Below are 16234 nucleotides of genomic sequence, written 5' to 3'. Positions count from 1 at the left end.
GCCGATCCGCCCGTCCGGGCGGCAGGTTTCCTTCCCGACCGACTGGCCCCATCGACTGGGCCTACCGACTGGCCCCACCGACTGGCATTGCGCACCATGAACACCCTGGATCTTCCCGCCCTCGAACGAGCCGTGCTCGCCTTGCCGCAGCAATACAGGGGGCCCGGCGGCGTCGTCGGTGTCGTCAGGGACGGCGAGGTCATCCTCAAGCACGTCTGGGGCTATGCCGATCTTACGGCGCGCAAGCCGATGACGGCAGGCACGCTGCTGCCGATCTGCTCGATCAGCAAACAGTTCACCTGCGCGGTGTTGCTCGACACGGTGGGCGATCCCGCCAAGCTCGATGGCGCACTCGATGCCTACCTGCCGCTGATCGAAGGCAAACGTCCGAGCGTGGCGCATCTCTGCCACAACCAGTCTGGCCTGCGCGACTACTGGGCCCTGACGGTGCTGCAGGGCGCCATGGCCGACGGCGTCTTCCGCCGTGAGCACGCCCGGCCGCTGCTGTCGCGCGCCCGCTCGACGCATTTCGAGCCCGGCACGCGCTATTCCTATTCGAACGGCAACTACCGTATCCTGGCCGACCTCATCGAAGATTTTTCGGGTCGATCGTTGTCCGAGCTCTACGACCGCAGCACTTTCGGTCCGGCCGGCATGACCACGGCCGCCCTCACCCCCGATACCAGTATCTCGCCGAACGGCGTGATCGGCTACGAGGGCAATGAGACCACAGGCTATTTCGAGGCGACCAACCGGATCTACTGGGCGGGGGATGCCGGTATTTCGGCGACGCTTGACGACATGCTCGCCTGGGAGCGCTTCATCGATCGTACGCGTGACGACGAAGCCGGCCTCTACCGCAGGCTTTCCGCGCCGCAGACCTATGCGGACGGGCGGGCAGCAACTTACGGCTTCGGCCTTGCCCACGAACGGATCGGCGACGTCGCGATCACCGGCCATGGCGGCGCCTTGCGCGGCTTCCGCAGCCGTCGCCTTCATGCGGCCAGTGAGCGCCTCTCGATCGTCGTGATGTTCAACCACGAGGCCGACGCCCATGCCGCGGCGACGGCACTGATGAAGGTCGCGCTCGGTCACCGCGATGCCAAGGCGGCAGCCGGCGACTGGAATAGCGAACAGTTCGGCACCTATCTCGAACCGGAGACCGGCCTGGCGCTGTCGACGCGGCCGTTGGGATCGGGGTGGCTTGAACTGCGCTTCGCGACGGCAGGAGAATCGCTGCAGATCGCAGCGGACGCTATCGCCCGCTCCGGATCGGTTTCGTTGACGCCGAACGGCACCGGCCTGCACATGGAGCGTGAGCGCGAGAACCTGCAGACGACGGCCGAGAGGGTTGCCGGCAAGGCAAAGCCTGACATAGCCGGTCGTTACCACTCCGCAGAACTCGACGCCGATATCGAAATCGTTTCCACCAACGGCATCTTCTTTGCCGGTTTTAATGGCATGCTCGGCAAGGGTGCGATGCATGCGCTGCGGCCGTTTGCCGATGATGTCTGGCTGCTCAGCTGCAAGCGCTCGATGGACGCGCCGGCGCCCGGCGACTGGACCGTACGGATCCACCGCAACGGACAGGGCGCCGTTTCCGGCCTGACGATCGGATGCTGGCTTGCCCGGCAGATCGACTATATCAAGGTCGACTGAACGACGGTTCCGAGGCTTCGCGACAGGCGCCGGCAGCCAGAGATAGATGGAGACGACCCGAAGTGAGGCAGAAACGGCCGGCAGCAGGACGAGGCGAAGGCACTGGACGCATGACCGGCGACATCGGCAAGCGCGTAACCATCGCCCGTGCCCTTTCCAAGCTTGGCTACTGCTCGCGGACGCAGGCGGAAAAGCTGGTGCTTGAGGGCCGAGTCAGCATCGGCGGCCGCAAGACCACCGATCTAGCCCAATGGGTCGATATCGAAAAAGACCGCATCGCCGTCGACGGCAAGGCCGTTCTGGCGGAAGACAAGATCTACCTGATGCTCAACAAACCGCGTGGCCTGGTGACGACACGGCACGACCCGGAGGGGCGCCCGACCGTCTTTGATTGCCTGAGCGAGAGCGATGCACAGTTCCTCTCGCCGGTCGGTCGGCTGGACAAGGCGAGCGAGGGCCTGCTGCTCTTCACCAACGACACCGTGCTCGCCCAGCGCCTGCTCGACCCGGAAACCCATCTCGGCAAGGTCTATCATGTCCAGGTACCGGGCGAGATCGGCGACGCCAAGCTCCGGTCGATGGTCGACGGCGTCGACGAGGGCGGCGAGCATTTGCGCGCTGCGCGCGCCGGACAGTTAAGAGGCGGCGAGAAGAACAGCTGGATCGAGGTCGAGCTGCACGAAGGGCGCAATCGCCAGATCCGCCGCATGCTCGACGTCCTCGGCTTCGAGGTGCTGCGGCTCGTGCGCGTCTCGATCGGCGACATCGCGCTCGGAAAGCTTGCGAAAGGCGCGACGCGTCCGCTGACAACAGACGAAGTGCAGTATCTGAGGCAGCGTACGGGACAGCAATAGCCGCCGAACGGCCGTTCGCGGGCAGCGTCGCCACGACCGCGGTGATCCGCGGCGCCCGCAATGGGTGGAAATCCACCCACCAAGCGAGCCTCTTGTTTCCGAATCCACCCAAAACCAGACAACCGTCGGCAGAAATGCACGGCAACGCACGGCGAACCCGTTGTCTGTGCTAAGATTGCCTCTGCAAATGGGTCAACCAGAATCGGCATGGGAGGAGCCTTGCCGGCTGGTCGATATTTCATCCGGGAGGAAAAGATGAAAACCCTGAATGCGCTTCTTGGCGCCGTTGCCGCACTGTCCCTGTTTGCCGCTTCCGCCAATGCGCAGACCTATCCCGAACGCTCGATCACCATGGTCGTTCCGTTCTCGGCCGGCGGCCCGACGGATACCGTCGCACGCCTCGTCGCCGAATCCATGTCGAAGGATCTCGGCCAGCAGATCATCGTCGAAAACGTCGGCGGCGCCGGCGGCACTTTGGGCGCCGGTCGCGTTGCCCAGGCCGATCCGGATGGCTACACGGTACTGCTCCACCATATCGGCATGGCAACCAGCGCCACGCTCTACCGCAAGCTCGCCTATGACACGCTGAACGCGTTCGAGTATGTCGGTCTCGTCACCGAAGTGCCGATGACGATCGTCGCGCGCAAGGATCTCGAGCCGACCGATCTCAAGGGCCTCGTCGAATACGCAAAGGCGAACAAGGACACGGTCACCGTTGCCAATGCCGGCATCGGCGCTGCCTCGCACCTCTGCGGCATGATGTTCATGAGCGCCATCGAAACGCCGCTGACCACCGTTCCCTACAAGGGCACCGGTCCGGCGATGACCGATCTGCTCGGCGGCCAGGTCGACATCATGTGCGACCAGACCACCAACACCACCAAGCAGATCCAGGGCGGCACGATCAAGGCCTATGCCGTCACTTCGCCTGAACGTCTCAAGGTCTTCCCGGACTTGCCGACGACAACGGAAGGCGGCCTTCCGGGGCTGCAGGTCGGCATCTGGCACGGTGTTTATACGCCGAAGGGCACGCCGGCCGAAGTCAACGAGCGGCTGTCGAAGTCGCTGCAGGTGGCTCTCAAGGATCCGAACGTCGTCGCCCGCTTCGGCGAACTCGGCACGGTACCGTCGAGCGAAGCCGATGCCACCCCGGCAGCGCTGAAGGCTAAGCTTGAAAGCGAAATCACACGCTGGAAGCCGGTCATCGAAGCCGCCGGCCAGTACGCCGACTAAATTGAGACGCTGCCCGCCACGATCCTTAAGCCCAAGCGGCCCGGATCGTGGCGGGTTTGTCGCCTGAGGCAGGGCATACGGCATCGCCGGAGGGTAATCGCGCCGGCCGTCGGCTTCGGTTACACTTCAAGGTGTCATCCGATCGTCAGTCGCAAGACGTCACTGGCAACTGGCAGTCCGAGCTTGAGTTCGACCCTTCCCGGTCGGCGCTCAGCCAAAAAAAACCAAATGGGGACACGATGAAATCAATCTCCTTCGACACCACCAATGCGCTCTGTGGCGGCCTCCTGACGGCCGTCGGGCTGTTCTTCGCCTGGCAGGCGTTCAACCTTGAGCTCGGCACCGCCTTCCGCATGGGCCCGGGCTATTTCCCGCTGGTGCTCGCCGTCATCCTGACGCTTCTCGGTATCGTGATCCTCGTTCAGTCGACCCGGGTCCAGGGAGAGCCGATCGGGGCTATCGCCGTGCGCGGCATGCTGTTCATCCTGCCGGCGCCGGTCTTCTTTGGCCTGACGGTTCGCGGGCTCGGCTTTGTGCCGTCGCTGTTTTTTACGGCACTGATTGCCTGCTTTGCCTCCGGTCGCATGAAACCGTTGACCGCCATCGCCCTGTCGCTGGCGCTGACGGCTTTTTCGGTCGCGGTCTTCAGCTACGGCCTCGGCTTGCCCTTCCAGCGCTTCGGCCCCTGGACCCAGTACTAGGAGAGGGATGATGGATCTATTCAGCAATCTTGCACTCGGATTCACCACGGCCGCCTCGCCGGAAAACCTGCTCTTCTGCCTGATCGGCGTTCTGCTCGGCACGCTGATCGGCGTGCTGCCCGGCATCGGGGCAACGGCGACCATCGCCATGCTGCTGCCGATCACCTTTCAGCTGGAGCCGGTCTCCTCGCTGATCATGCTCGCCGGCATCTATTACGGCGCACAATACGGCGGCTCGACCACGGCGATCCTCATCAACATGCCGGGAGAATCCTCGTCTGCCGTCACCGCGATCGACGGTTACCAGATGGCCCGCAAGGGCCGCGCCGGTGCCGCACTGGCAATCGCCGCGCTCGGCTCGTTCTTCGCCGGTACGGTCTCGACCTTCCTGGTCGCAGTCTTCGCCCCGCCCCTGACCGAGATCGCGCTGAAGTTCGGCGCGGCAGAATATTTCTCGCTGATGATCGTCGGCCTCGTGTCGTCGGTCGCGCTGGCACACGGATCAATCGTCAAGGCCTTGGCGATGGTGGCGCTCGGCCTCTTGCTCGGCCTCGTCGGCACCGACATCTACACCGGCACGCCACGCTTCACCCTGGGGATCCGGGAATATTCGGACGGCCTGAACTTCGTCGCCCTGGCGGTCGGCGTCTTCGGCATCGCCGAAATCCTGCGCAACCTCGAAAACGAGCGCACGCGCGAAGTGCTGATGGCCAAGGTCACCGACCTGATGCCGACGCGCGACGACTTCAAGCGCATGGTCGGCCCGGTTCTGCGCGGCACCGCGATCGGCTCGGCGCTGGGCATTCTGCCCGGCGGCGGCGCCATCCTCGCGGCCTTCGCCTCCTATACCGTCGAAAAGCGCGTCTCCGACCGACCGGAAGAATTCGGCCACGGCGCCATCGCCGGCGTCGCCGGCCCGGAAAGCGCCAACAACGCCGGTGCCCAGACCTCTTTCATCCCGCTCTTGACGCTCGGCATCCCGGCAAACCCGGTCATGGCGCTGATGATCGGCGCGATGATCATCCAGGGCATCGTACCCGGGCCCAACGTTGCCGCAGAACAACCGGCTCTCTTCTGGGGCATCATCGCCTCGATGTGGATCGGCAACCTGATGCTGGTGGTGCTGAACCTGCCGCTGATCGGGCTGTGGGTGCGACTGTTGAAGATCCCGTATTATGTGCTCTTCCCAATCATCATGGCGTTCTGCTCGATCGGCGTCTACAGCGTCAACTCCAACGTCTACGACCTCTACGCCGTCGCCTTCTTCGGCCTCGTCGGCTACCTGCTCTTGAAGCTGCGCTGCGAACCGGCTCCGCTCCTGCTCGGTTTCGTGCTTGGTCCGTTGCTGGAAGAAAACCTGCGGCGGGCGATGATCCTGTCGCGCGGCGATCCGACCACCTTCGTCACGCGGCCGATCAGCGCGATCCTGCTGTTGATCGCAGCCATGGTGCTGGTGGTGGTGTTCCTGCCGAGCGTCAAGGCCAAGCGCGAGGAGGTTTTCGTCGAGGAAGAATGATCGACGGGATGCGGCATTCTGCCCCTGCGCGGTTTGCCACATTGAGGTTTGTCAATAACGTCGCCTATCCCTGAGCCATCAGATTGGCACAGGGATAGGCAAACCGAATGAAGCCTCGCACGAGGATCAGAATGCAGCAGGTCATGCGCATGTTTTGCGCGATGGCCGTGCTGCTTCTCGGCTTCGCGCACCAGGCGCCCGCAGGGGCAACGGCGCTTTCCGCGACGGAGCGGGCACAGTTCGCGCTGCCCGACGGCTCACTGCCCGACCTCTGCCTGCCCACAGCCGCCGACGACGACGGCAACGGCAAACAACTGTCCCACAGCCACTTCTGCGGCGCCTGTCGCATCTTCTGGGCTCACTTGCCCGCACCGGCCGATGCCGCGCGCACCATCGTGCGCAAGTCCGAGACGGTGCTGCCGCCGGAACAGCCGATTGCATCCGCGAGGTCACAGCTCCCGCCCAATGCCAGCCCACGCGGGCCGCCAGCATCGAGCTCCCACGCCTGAGCCCCTGTCACGACCGATCGTGACTGAACGCTGATGTCGATCTCCGACGCGTCGCTCAGCGACGATGCCGACGAGATCGCAAGACGGATCGCCACCATGCCCGATACGATCACTTTCGCGGAAACAACACTTCCGCCCCCGCCAACGGCGGCCTTTTCGACGACCAAGCTCTCCCCCAACCGGCAGCGACTGGTAGGAGAGCACGCCACTCTGCTCTTCCAGGGAGGGCGAAACCGCCATCTCTATCGCGTCGTCGACGGCTGTGTCGCGCTGTCGCAATTGCTCGACGACGGCCGTCGCCAGATCACTGACGTACTCGGCCCGGGACGGCTCTTCGGCTTCACCCATGACGGCCGCAATATCGCCACCGCCGAAACATTGACCTTCGCCCGGATAGAGACGCTCGCCGCCAGCCAGGTCGAAGACGGCGACCACGGGCCGGCTGTCGCCGCCGAACTTAAGGCGACGCTGCACCGGATGCAGGCACACGCAACCCTGCTCGGACGTAAGACAGCGACGGAGAAGGTTGCCACGGCGCTCGTCGATCTTGCCGACCAGTTCGCATGGCGCGGTCGCGCCGGAAGCGCCGCCCGGTTCAGCTTCAACCTCTATCTCTCGCGTGCCGACCTGGCTGACTGGCTGGGCCTGACGGTCGAGACCGTCAGCCGCTGCCTCAACCGTTTCAAGCGCGACGGCCTGATCGACTTCAGCCACCCGAAGACGGTGCGCATCCTCGAAGAACTGCACTTGCGGACGATGGCAGGGCTGGTGCGCAGAGACTGACACTCGCGCAAAACCAGCTATTCCAAAAGATCACAGCGGGCTTCGCGCCCGCCCCGAAAGAAAGGCTTGAAAACAATGATTGCGAAAATGGTCTATCACGTGCCGGTGTTCGGCTGGATGCTCAAGGAAGCGGCGCACGGCTCCGGCACCGCCAAGGTGCTGTTCCTCATCAACTGTATGCTGATCTGGCTGCTGGCGATCATTGCCTTCGGTTATCCTGCCATCATCATTCCGGCGCTCGCGTTGGTGCCGACGGTCTTCGTACTCCTGATCCTGATCACCACAGGCTAGCGGGCGCCGATCGCATGAGAGCCTGTGGCTGTTGCGAGAAAGACACGCGACATCATCGTGGATTGCGACCAATTCGGCGCGCCGGGGGCGTGGAATTCGCTGCTCGACACGCACCTGGCGGGCGTGATCATCGAGACCGTACTTTCGGCTCATGCGCATGCATCCGCAACGGACGCCACGGCGAAGCGATAAATTGTCTCCTCTTTGGCGACAGCCGCAGTTGCTCGAGGGGGGGCTTGCCATTATGGCTGAGAGACATGTCATTGGTCCGGGCGGGCACAACATCGAAGTGGTTTGCCACGAACCCGAGGCAAAACACTTCCATCGAGGGGACACTCAGGGCCGGCTCTACCCACTTGCGGCCGCCCTTCATGTCAAACGCTGCATGTCTGCTTCCAGACCCAAAAGCCGACAACGGATCAACGCCCTGACTTTTCCTCGGCGATTTCACCATCCAGCGTGATCAGATGACTTTCGCAGACCGCTTTTACCAGCCCGTGAAGAACCTGCGTACGCTCAATCAGGAAAGAAAGCGCCTCTTCGCTTATCTGGTAATGCTTGGAGTACCGCGCCTTCACATAGGCCTCATTGATTGTATTTGAACCAGGCCGAATAGCGCTGCCGGTCTTGTGGCCAGGCGTCTGCGAGCCGCCGGTCCAGATCTTCGGCAAAACCGCGCAGGGACCGCAGGTTGTGCGTCGGTGGACCGTAGTTTTTCAGCACGAGAAGCACAGTTGAGTAGGCATGCTCGATCGCTTGATGGAGCTGGAACGCAGCGAGGGCGACGTCGCCTTCGGATATGCAAAACCGCGCAACCTTGAGGAAGCCTATGGCATGCGGAAGTCGGCTTTCATAATGTTCGCGTGCGATCTTGAACTGCTGTTCAAGGCTGATCGGCCTCGGTTCCACCAGCGGCTCACTATCGAGCTCGTAAAGCACAATGCCTTGCTGGCGAATGTCGCAGAAGAAGTCCTTTCCGCGCCTGAGCTCCTCGTTCACCTCACGGCGAGAATGCACGAGGAAGGACACCTGCATGCCCTTCAGGATGCGGTCGTTCAGAAGCCGGTCAGAAGCGTTGTTCCAGTATGCGGTGAAATCCGTCAGCTTTCGATTGTTGACGATCACCAGCAGGTCGTAATCGGAGCGATAGCCTTTGCCAATGTGCTCCTCATCCACCCAATCGCCGCGCGCATGACTGCCAAAGAGAATGACCTTGAGGATCCGCCCCTTTTTCTTGAACTCCGCCGTGCCCTCCCTCAACGCATCCTCGAACTCTTCGCGCAGGATTTCGACCGCACGCGCGAGTTCCCGCCTCTTGGCATCAGGCAAGTGATCGAGGCTGGATTTCATCATTGTCGGAAAGAACTTTCGCTTCGCGGGCGATGGGCCCACCCGATTTTAGCCGGTCAAACGTAGTGCGCAACCCAGACGGGTCGAGTTCCCGCCGTCATCAACAAACAGTCAGTCCTTCGCGTGGGGATCCGTCGGTCAAGTTGGTGATAACTTGCCCAAAAGTGCCGGCGAATTCAACGAAGCAACCGTAATGATTTCTTCGCATTAGCTTCACAATCGGCGGTCAGCACTTGACATGGACGAATTTTGCACCGTCGCTCGCAATCGACCCACCAACTCAAAACCCTGCTCAGTACTGGTGTAACTGAGCAGGGTCACCGTCGTCAGCCGCCGAAGCCGAAACCGACTGGCATATCTTCAAGGGCAATGCCAAAAGGCTCAAGGCTCTTGACGATCCATGTCTGATTGTTGCCGATGCGGCGGTTGTACTCTGCCCAGGCAGACACAAAGGACTTGAAGGTCTCGTCGGAACCGTAGTTAAGCGCGATGACCGAGGGCGTGGCCAGAACCGGGGTTGGCACCTTGACGCTTCCAACTGCCGGGGCCTTCTTTGAAATTACAAGGCCATTCAGCATCGTATTGACGAGACCGTCGGCTTTGCCCGTCGTCACTGCGACGATCGCCTCGTCACGCGTCTTGAAGCGAAGGATGTTTGCCTTCGGCAGATACTGTTGCGTAATCAAGTCCTGAGCCGAACCGAGGTCGACGGCGAAGGTGTATTTCGGATCGTTCAGTTCGCTCCAGGTCTTGTTATTGACTTCATCCTTGGACGACACGACCACAAAGCTGTTGTAGTAGGTCGGATCGGAGAACGACACGGACATCGCCCTCACAGGGGTTGCGGTGACTGCAAAAGCCATATCGACCTTGCCGCTTTGCACATCGAGGATTGCATTCGACCAACTCGACTCGACCACTTCAAGCTTCACATCAAGCGTTCTGGCGATGTCGGTGGCCATATCAATGACAAATCCTTGCCACTCTCCTGTGCGCGGATCCTTGTTGAAATAGGGAACTTCATTGAGGATCGCGGGGATACGAAGAGCACCACGCGCCCTTATATCCTCGATCGTACCAGCAGACGCCGTCGTTCCCAGCAATGACAGGGCGACGGCGGCGCAACTACAGATTTTCGCAATAACATTCATTCTCGGTTCTCCATATTCCCCTGTTTGATTTTATCAGTCATGCGCCTTCTTTGGTCCTTGCGACCGCGAGCAGGTTACCGCGCAGTCAGCCGGGAACAATGCTAGAGAATCGACCACGCTTATCCCATTTTTTGTAGGTTGCCGGTTTACGGCGCTGCAGGAGTGAGTTCGCCGCTGCGCGGAGGATCCAGGACGGGGCCGACCAGCTCTGACTGACATTCCTCAAAAAGCTGCTGTACCGCCGGATGCTTTTGCAGAAAGCCTGCACTACCGAAGTACACGCGGACCTCCGGCAGGTTTGCCAGCTTCGTGCTGACGATGGTTTTGTCTTCCGGCAGGACGCACCAGGACGGGATGATTGAAAAGCCCATACCCTCCTCGACGCAGCGTTTCACGCTGGAACTTCCCGAGGTAGAGATCACGGGCTGGACGACGGCTCCATCGCGACCGAGGAAGTCGACCGCAAGATTGCGCAAAGTCTGACCCGGCTCATAGGTGATGAACGGCCGATCCTTCGCCCATAACGGGATGTCCTTCTGCTCCGGTGGCGCTCCCCATTGACAAGGATAGACAAGGCTGAGGTGATAGCTGCCCAACAGCCGCTGCGGCACGACCGGGTCACCGAAGTACCGCTCCGAAATACACACATCCAGGCTTCCGTTCTTGACAAGCTCCGCCAAGACCGTATCGCGTTCATAGACTGCGAACTCCATGTCTGGAAAACTCTCGCGAAATTTCGAAAGCACCTTTGGAAAAAGGTAGAAGAAAATTGCTTGCGGCATTCCCACACGCAGCGATGACCGTTGGCTCTCGATCAGCTTGCTCAGCCGCTCCAGCATGATGTCCAGCTCGGGATGCAGCAGGTTGTACAGTGCGCGCCCCCTCGGGGTCAGCGTGATCCGCTTAGCACCCTGCTCGGAATCTATGAGCTTTCCGTTGAGCAATTGCTCCAACCGTCGAACATGGTTCGAGGCCGACTGATAGCTCAAGTTAAGCTCCCGCGCCGCACCGGAATATGACCCGTATCTGGCGACCTGGTAGAACGTCTGGATGAGCGTGAGGCTGATTTTGGCCATAACTGTATTCCCCCGCCCTGAGGATTAAGGGGCCCTTCGTTAGTAGCCGATACAAATTTCGTGAACAAGCAACGGCGTCTTCTTGTATCGACGCCAGCCGCCGGCAGCCCGCAACATAGGGCGAGTTAGAAACAGTGCCGGTTCAACAACGATGCCATTTGCACAGCCATCTTCCGTCGTCATAGCCGGTTCCGGAATCGTCGGTGCGGCGGCGGCCTATTTTCTTGCGCGCCGCGGAGTGAGGGTCGACCTGTTCGATGCGGATGTTCCGGCATCGCAGGCCACGGGAGCAGCCGACGGTGCGGTTTCCGTGGCGAGCAAACGCCCCGGTCCGATGATGGAGGCAGCGCTTTGCGGCATCGCGCTCTATCGCCAGCTGGCGCGAGACGGTCTGTTTGCAGATTGCTTCAAAAGCCGATCGACCTTCATCGTCGCAACCTCCAAGGCGGAGTGCGATGTCCTTGAAGCCCACTCGAAGGCACTTGCAGGTGCTGGCGTGCGGACGGCGACACTTGCCCCGCAGGCTGCCCGCAATCGATTTCCCGTACTGTCGCCGGACGCGTTGATGATCGTCGAGGTGCATGATGAGGGTCACGCGATCGGCTATCAAATCGTGCACCGCTTCCTCACAGCTGCCGGTGTCGTTGTTCACCGAGGCCACGCTGTTGAGAGCCTGCTTCTTGCGAGTGACGGCAGCCGTGTCGAGGGTGTCGCCACGGCGAAAGGCGACGTCAGAGCCGACGCAGTGGTCGTTGCAGCTGGCACCGGATCGGCCCGATTGCTCGGTATTGAACACGCCCTTATCCCACGCAAGGGTCAGCTTCTCATCACCGAAAGGGCGCGCGCACTGAACGCGGCCATGCCCGGGGCGATCATGTCAGGGCGATATCTGCTCAGCAAGGGCAGCCAAAATGCCCCACAAGCCAAACTCCCGAAGGGACTGGGGCTTGTCATCGACCCCCTGCAAACGGGGCAGTTCCTGATTGGAGGAACACGCGAAGATCATGGGGACCGCCGCAACAATGACATCGACGCGGTATCGCGGATCTTGCGAGATGCCGTCGCCCTTGTGCCGGGCCTTGCCGATGTGAGGCTTCTGCGCAGCTTTGCCGGAGTCCGCACGGCGGTGATCGATGGGCTGCCACTGGTCGGGCGATTACCGCATCTCATAAATGCCTATGTCGCGACCGGCTTCGAGGGCGACGGCATTTGCCTCGGGCCGATCACCGGAAAGGCAATTTCGCAGATGGTCTGCGGGGAGACGCCGGATATGTCGCTTGCGGCATTCGACCCTGCACGGTTCGGGAAAAGTGAGACCGTCGCATGGGCGTGAATGACATGAACGGTCCCAAAACGTTGCGCTGGATGTCGCAGGATATCCCGTTTCGCCAAGGTGAAAGCGTCGCGGCAGCACTGGAGGCAGCCGGGATCACGAGCTTCGGCCGCGACGCCGTTGACCGCGAAACCCGATATTTTTGCGGCATCGGTGCCTGCCAATGTTGCCTCGTCAGCATCAATGGCGTCGCTACGGAAGCCTGCCTTACCCCGGCATGGGATGGGATGGTGATTGTTGGATTGGAGGCGGACCTTGACTGATCTGGACATCATCGTTGTTGGAGGCGGGGCTGCCGGGGTTTCCGCCGCCCTAGAGGCAAGCGGATCTGGCCTCTCAGTCGAGATCATCGAGCAGCGACCGAATGTCGGCGGCGCGATATATCGCCAACCGATCGACGGCGTTGAAGCCGTACCTCAGCCCCGCACGGCACGGGCTCGATGGAAGGCCCTTTTTTCCGCCTATCGACAATCGGGCATTCGACTGCGCCACTCCTGTGTCTTTCTCGGCATCGACAGTGATGGGCTCGTCCTCGTCGAGGATCGCCTTCACGGCGCCGTCGTGCATCTCAAGGCGCACGCGGTCGTGATCGCAACAGGGGCGATCGAAAAGATACTGCCTCGTCCAGGCTGGGAACTTTCGGGCGTTTCCACCGCCGGCGGGTTGCAAGTCATGATGAAGGAAACAGGACGACCGCCGAACGGCAGAATCCTACTTGCCGGAGGCGGCCCGCTTCTTATCGCAGTCGCCGCGCAAATGGCCAAGTTGGGAAACCCGCCAGTCGCCGTCGTTGAAGCGGGCGATCCCATTCGGCACCCGCTGGTCACCTTTGGCCTGTTTGCTTACCCCAGACTTCTGAGCGAGGCATTTTCCTATCTGTGCGAGATGACGGCAAACCGAACCCCTTGGCTGCGAGGCTGTGTCCTCACAGGGGTTCGGCGATGCGACACGGGCCTGGAGGCGACGCTGCGTGATCGGAGAGGTCAATCACAGACGATCATAGTCGATCGTGTCGGCCTCCACGACGGCGTGAGATCAAACCACTTCGGCCTTCCCGATGTCGCTATGAAGGCGGACGCCCGACCAATCATCATGAGGGCTGGCGACTGCCGGGAAGCGCTCGGTGCGATCGCAGCAGAAGCCGATGGCAGGCGCGTGGGGCGCCAGGTGGTGAACCTATTGTCCGGTAAAACGCGCGCACTCAAGGACGTCGACGCCGCGATCGCACAACAGCGTCGCGCTCAGAGCCTGCTCTCAGCGCTGTTTGCGCCGGTTGACCCCACCTCCCCGCTGGCCACCCTTCCTGACGAGACTATCTTGTGCCGCTGCGAAGGCCGCACGATTGGGGATCTCCGGCTGCTTGCACAACGGAGCGATGGCCTCTCCGGACGTGAAGTGAAACACAACGGCCGATTTTCGATGGGGGTCTGCCAAGGGCGCTTCTGCGCCGCAAATGTTGCCGAAGTGCTGAACCTCATCAGCCCGTCGCAAGCGCCAGCAGCGGCCAACGATCTGACGGGCCAGCGCTGGCCCATCCGCCCAGTATCCATCGGCGCTTTGACGCGCGCCATTTCCCAACACAATTCGAACGACGAACGAGGTTCCAAATGACGTCCCTGCAGAAAATCGCTCCCACCCCAGCTCGCCCGATCATGGTCCGTAATCCTTTCAACGGGCAGATCGTCGGCGAGATTGCGGAGCATTCCGGAGCGGAGGTCGCCGCCACTGTTTTGCGCGCCAAGACGGCGCAGCGCGAATTCCGATACTCCACGCCTGCGGTTCGGCGGGCACTATTGAACGCCCTGGCAGCCGAGATTGCCAAGGACGCAGAGAACCTGGCCCGGATCATTTCATCGGAAATGGGCAAGACGATCCGCGAAGCGCGCAACGAGGTGCGTCGCGCCCAGAACACGTTGAAGCTCTCGGGAGATGCGGCAACATTTCTCGACGGTGAAGCACTGCATTGCGCGATCGTGGAAGGCGGTGTCGATCGTCTTGCCACAATCACATACGAGCCCGTTGGGGTCATCGGCGCCATTACGCCTTTCAACTACCCGCTCAATCTTTTGTGCCACAAGCTCGGGCCGGCCATTGCCGCCGGCAACGCGGTCGTCGCCAAACCTTCGCCAAAGGCTCCGCTGGCCGCTGCCCGCCTCTTCGAACTCACGCAAAAGGCAAACTGGCCACGCGACCTTTTCCAGGTCATCCATGGCGGCGCGGACTGCGCCCTGTCGCTAGTCCATGCTCCGATTGATCTGCTTTCTTTCACGGGGGGCCCGCGCGCCGGTCTCGCGCTCAAGAATGCCAGTGGTCTCATCCGTTGCCTGATGGAGCTCGGGGGCAACGACCCGCTGTTCGTGCTACCCGACGCTGATTTGGACAAGGCTGTCGCAACTGCGGTTGCCATCGTTTTGAAATCGCCGGCCAAAGTTGCGCAGCCGTGAAGAAGCTGTACCTCCATAAAGACATCGAGCAGGTGTTCACACAACGCCTCCTCGCCGCCGTCGATGCCATCAAGTTCGGCGATCCGTCCAGCGACGACACAGACATGGGCACGGTTATCGACCTGCCGGCGGCCCAGGAGGTGGCGCAACGCCTCCGAGCCAGCGTTGCCGGTGGCGCGAAGCTGCTGACCGGCGGCAATCACGAAAACACGCTCTTCTCGCCAACCGTAATCTCTGACGTCGAACCGAATTCCGCTGTTATCGCCGACGAGACGTTCGGTCCTGTTATCGCCATCCGCAGCTTCACCGATCCAAACGCTGCAATTGCCGAAGTCAACGCAGGAGCCTTTGGCCTGCAGGCCGGCGTTTTCACCAACGATCATGCGCTAATCAAGACGTTCTCCCGCGAACTCATGGTTGGTGGTGTCATGGTCAACGAAGGCCCCGATTTCCGCGCGGAGCACGTCCCGTTCGGCGGCGTCAAACGCAGCGGTCTCGGCCGTGAGGGCGTTCGTATCGCCCTTCGGGAGATGTCGGAGCAAAAAGTGGTCATCGACTGAGGAACAGCCGCGATGCGCATCGGAATCGTTGGAGCCTCTGGACGGGTGGGAACACGGCTCGTCGAAGCGGTTCTTGAAAGTCCCGGGCTCGAATTGGCAGCGGCCCTGGTGTCACCGGGATCTCGACTCGTCGGGGTCCCTGTAGCTGGCGGCAGCATCGAGTATCGTCCCGCCGAAGCAGCGATGAAAAGTCATTGCGACGTCATGATCGACTTCTCCACGCCTGCTGCAAGCATGGCGCTGCAGCGAGACATCGGGACCAAGGCAATTCCCATGGTTATCGGGACAACGGGCTTCTCAAGAGAAGACGATGCACTGCTGGACAAATGCAGCATGCATCGCCCGATGATGATCAGCGCCAACTTCGCATGTGGCTTTGAAGCCTTCAAGCGATCGGCATTGGCGTTTGCCTCCAGGATGCCGGGCGCAGAGATAACGGTCTTGGAAACCTACCACGCCCGCAAGAAAACCGATCCCTCGGGAACATCCCGCCTTCTGTCGGCACAGTTGCGAGCCGAGCGTAGCCGCGTCATGGGCTTCGATGCACCTGAGCCGCCGATCGCGGTTAACCGCGAGGGCGACACCGTCGGCATCAACGAAGTTCGCTTCGACATGGGCGCGGCCGAGGCAGTGTTCTCCTATCGCGTGCACACGGTCGCTGCCTACGCCGAAGGGGCCATTGCGGCCGCACAATGGCTGGTCTCGAGCGCCGTTTCCCGTGGCCGATACACTTTGGCAGACAGCTTGAACGGCTGACAATTTGAGAGAGGAAAC

At 61.5% G+C, this 16234-nt stretch carries 17 protein-coding genes and 1 pseudogene; 15 read left to right on the top strand and 3 right to left on the bottom strand.

The features are described from left to right. Positions 1-96 precede the first annotated feature (96 nt). The 9 genes from BKP54_RS25120 (at position 97) to BKP54_RS35920 (ending at position 7738) form a co-directional block, all read left to right on the top strand. Positions 97-1659 carry a D-aminopeptidase gene (locus tag BKP54_RS25120; RefSeq protein ID WP_084815064.1) on the top strand — a complete coding sequence of 521 codons (1563 nt, stop codon included), beginning with the start codon at positions 97-99 and terminating at the stop codon, positions 1657-1659. Positions 1660-1769: 110 nt separating this feature from the next. After that, entirely contained in the window at positions 1770-2513 is a 744-nt protein-coding gene (locus BKP54_RS25115; RefSeq protein ID WP_081788994.1) for a pseudouridine synthase, read from the top strand. A gap of 255 nt (positions 2514-2768) precedes the next feature. Next, entirely contained in the window at positions 2769-3746 is a 978-nt protein-coding gene (locus BKP54_RS25110; protein ID WP_025429899.1) for a tripartite tricarboxylate transporter substrate-binding protein, read from the top strand. Between the two features lie 239 nt (positions 3747-3985). Further along, the gene (locus tag BKP54_RS25105; protein WP_025429898.1) at positions 3986-4447 is read left to right on the top strand and encodes a tripartite tricarboxylate transporter TctB family protein; all 462 of its coding nucleotides are present in this window, start codon (positions 3986-3988) and stop codon (positions 4445-4447) included. A gap of 10 nt (positions 4448-4457) precedes the next feature. After that, entirely contained in the window at positions 4458-5963 is a 1506-nt protein-coding gene (locus BKP54_RS25100) for a tripartite tricarboxylate transporter permease (RefSeq protein ID WP_025429897.1), read from the top strand. A 131-nt stretch (positions 5964-6094) separates the two neighbouring features. Next, entirely contained in the window at positions 6095-6472 is a 378-nt protein-coding gene (locus BKP54_RS25095) for a hypothetical protein (RefSeq protein WP_057206025.1), read from the top strand. A gap of 33 nt (positions 6473-6505) precedes the next feature. Continuing rightward, entirely contained in the window at positions 6506-7255 is a 750-nt protein-coding gene (locus tag BKP54_RS25090) for a helix-turn-helix domain-containing protein (protein WP_084815063.1), read from the top strand. A 75-nt stretch (positions 7256-7330) separates the two neighbouring features. Then, positions 7331-7546 carry a hypothetical protein gene (locus tag BKP54_RS25085; protein ID WP_038578024.1) on the top strand — a complete coding sequence of 72 codons (216 nt, stop codon included), beginning with the start codon at positions 7331-7333 and terminating at the stop codon, positions 7544-7546. Between the two features lie 24 nt (positions 7547-7570). Next, positions 7571-7738 carry a hypothetical protein gene (locus BKP54_RS35920; RefSeq protein WP_156585501.1) on the top strand — a complete coding sequence of 56 codons (168 nt, stop codon included), beginning with the start codon at positions 7571-7573 and terminating at the stop codon, positions 7736-7738. Positions 7739-7965: 227 nt separating this feature from the next. Here BKP54_RS35920 and BKP54_RS25080 read toward each other — a convergent pair. The 3 genes and pseudogenes from BKP54_RS25080 to BKP54_RS25070 all read right to left on the bottom strand — a co-directional run bounded on the left by BKP54_RS25080 (position 7966) and on the right by BKP54_RS25070 (position 11123). Then, positions 7966-8896: pseudogene (locus tag BKP54_RS25080) on the bottom strand (nucleotidyltransferase and HEPN domain-containing protein). A 326-nt stretch (positions 8897-9222) separates the two neighbouring features. Beyond that, complete coding sequence (locus BKP54_RS25075) at positions 9223-10047, bottom strand: transporter substrate-binding domain-containing protein (protein WP_084815062.1); 825 nt, start codon at positions 10045-10047, stop codon at positions 9223-9225. A 146-nt stretch (positions 10048-10193) separates the two neighbouring features. Then, positions 10194-11123 (bottom strand): LysR family transcriptional regulator, encoded by a 930-nt coding sequence (locus tag BKP54_RS25070; RefSeq protein ID WP_025429815.1) that lies wholly within the window; start codon positions 11121-11123, stop codon positions 10194-10196. 151 nt (positions 11124-11274) lie between these two features. Here BKP54_RS25070 and BKP54_RS25065 point away from each other — a divergent pair, with 151 nt between their 5' ends. The 6 genes from BKP54_RS25065 to BKP54_RS25045 are packed head-to-tail and all read left to right on the top strand — an operon-like array spanning position 11275 to position 16216. Further along, entirely contained in the window at positions 11275-12456 is a 1182-nt protein-coding gene (locus BKP54_RS25065) for an FAD-dependent oxidoreductase (RefSeq protein WP_057224560.1), read from the top strand. A 5-nt stretch (positions 12457-12461) separates the two neighbouring features. Continuing rightward, positions 12462-12719: a 2Fe-2S iron-sulfur cluster-binding protein gene (locus tag BKP54_RS25060; RefSeq protein WP_084815083.1), complete on the top strand. Its 258-nt coding sequence runs from the start codon at positions 12462-12464 to the stop codon at positions 12717-12719. Beyond that, entirely contained in the window at positions 12691-14067 is a 1377-nt protein-coding gene (locus BKP54_RS25055; RefSeq protein WP_348626760.1) for an FAD-dependent oxidoreductase, read from the top strand. Before BKP54_RS25060 ends, BKP54_RS25055 begins: the two co-directional genes overlap by 29 nt. Further along, positions 14064-14900, top strand: coding sequence for an aldehyde dehydrogenase family protein (locus tag BKP54_RS37170; protein WP_280951680.1), 837 nt, complete (start codon positions 14064-14066; stop codon positions 14898-14900). The genes BKP54_RS25055 and BKP54_RS37170 overlap by 4 nt, the downstream gene beginning before the upstream one ends. Beyond that, positions 14897-15460, top strand: a complete 564-nt coding sequence (locus BKP54_RS37165; RefSeq protein WP_280951679.1) for an aldehyde dehydrogenase family protein — start codon at positions 14897-14899, stop codon at positions 15458-15460. Before BKP54_RS37170 ends, BKP54_RS37165 begins: the two co-directional genes overlap by 4 nt. A 12-nt stretch (positions 15461-15472) precedes the next feature. Then, positions 15473-16216, top strand: coding sequence for a dihydrodipicolinate reductase C-terminal domain-containing protein (locus BKP54_RS25045; protein ID WP_084815060.1), 744 nt, complete (start codon positions 15473-15475; stop codon positions 16214-16216). Positions 16217-16234: the final 18 nt, after the last annotated feature.

It is taken from the genome of Ensifer sp. 1H6 (assembly GCF_001976035.1).
Lineage (GTDB): Bacteria > Pseudomonadota > Alphaproteobacteria > Rhizobiales > Rhizobiaceae > Ensifer > Ensifer canadensis.
The sequence above is the reverse complement of the archived record's forward strand: the minus strand, read 5'-3'. Positions and strand labels throughout refer to the sequence as shown.

Excerpts from the sequence above, each read along its gene's own strand:
- BKP54_RS25065 (WP_057224560.1), top strand. The coding sequence starts at position 11,275 with ATGCCATTTGCACAGCCATCTTCCGTCGTCATAGCCGGTTCCGGAATC.
- BKP54_RS25090 (WP_084815063.1), top strand. The coding sequence starts at position 6,506 with ATGTCGATCTCCGACGCGTCGCTCAGCGACGATGCCGACGAGATCGCA.
- BKP54_RS25110 (WP_025429899.1), top strand. The coding sequence starts at position 2,769 with ATGAAAACCCTGAATGCGCTTCTTGGCGCCGTTGCCGCACTGTCCCTG.
- BKP54_RS25115 (WP_081788994.1), top strand. The coding sequence starts at position 1,770 with ATGACCGGCGACATCGGCAAGCGCGTAACCATCGCCCGTGCCCTTTCC.
- BKP54_RS25045 (WP_084815060.1), top strand. The coding sequence starts at position 15,473 with ATGCGCATCGGAATCGTTGGAGCCTCTGGACGGGTGGGAACACGGCTC.
- BKP54_RS25070 (WP_025429815.1), bottom strand. The coding sequence starts at position 11,123 with ATGGCCAAAATCAGCCTCACGCTCATCCAGACGTTCTACCAGGTCGCC.
- BKP54_RS25120 (WP_084815064.1), top strand. The coding sequence starts at position 97 with ATGAACACCCTGGATCTTCCCGCCCTCGAACGAGCCGTGCTCGCCTTG.
- BKP54_RS25075 (WP_084815062.1), bottom strand. The coding sequence starts at position 10,047 with ATGAATGTTATTGCGAAAATCTGTAGTTGCGCCGCCGTCGCCCTGTCA.
- BKP54_RS25095 (WP_057206025.1), top strand. The coding sequence starts at position 6,095 with ATGCAGCAGGTCATGCGCATGTTTTGCGCGATGGCCGTGCTGCTTCTC.
- BKP54_RS25105 (WP_025429898.1), top strand. The coding sequence starts at position 3,986 with ATGAAATCAATCTCCTTCGACACCACCAATGCGCTCTGTGGCGGCCTC.
- BKP54_RS25060 (WP_084815083.1), top strand. The coding sequence starts at position 12,462 with ATGAACGGTCCCAAAACGTTGCGCTGGATGTCGCAGGATATCCCGTTT.
- BKP54_RS25100 (WP_025429897.1), top strand. The coding sequence starts at position 4,458 with ATGGATCTATTCAGCAATCTTGCACTCGGATTCACCACGGCCGCCTCG.
- BKP54_RS25085 (WP_038578024.1), top strand. The coding sequence starts at position 7,331 with ATGATTGCGAAAATGGTCTATCACGTGCCGGTGTTCGGCTGGATGCTC.
- BKP54_RS37170 (WP_280951680.1), top strand. The coding sequence starts at position 14,064 with ATGACGTCCCTGCAGAAAATCGCTCCCACCCCAGCTCGCCCGATCATG.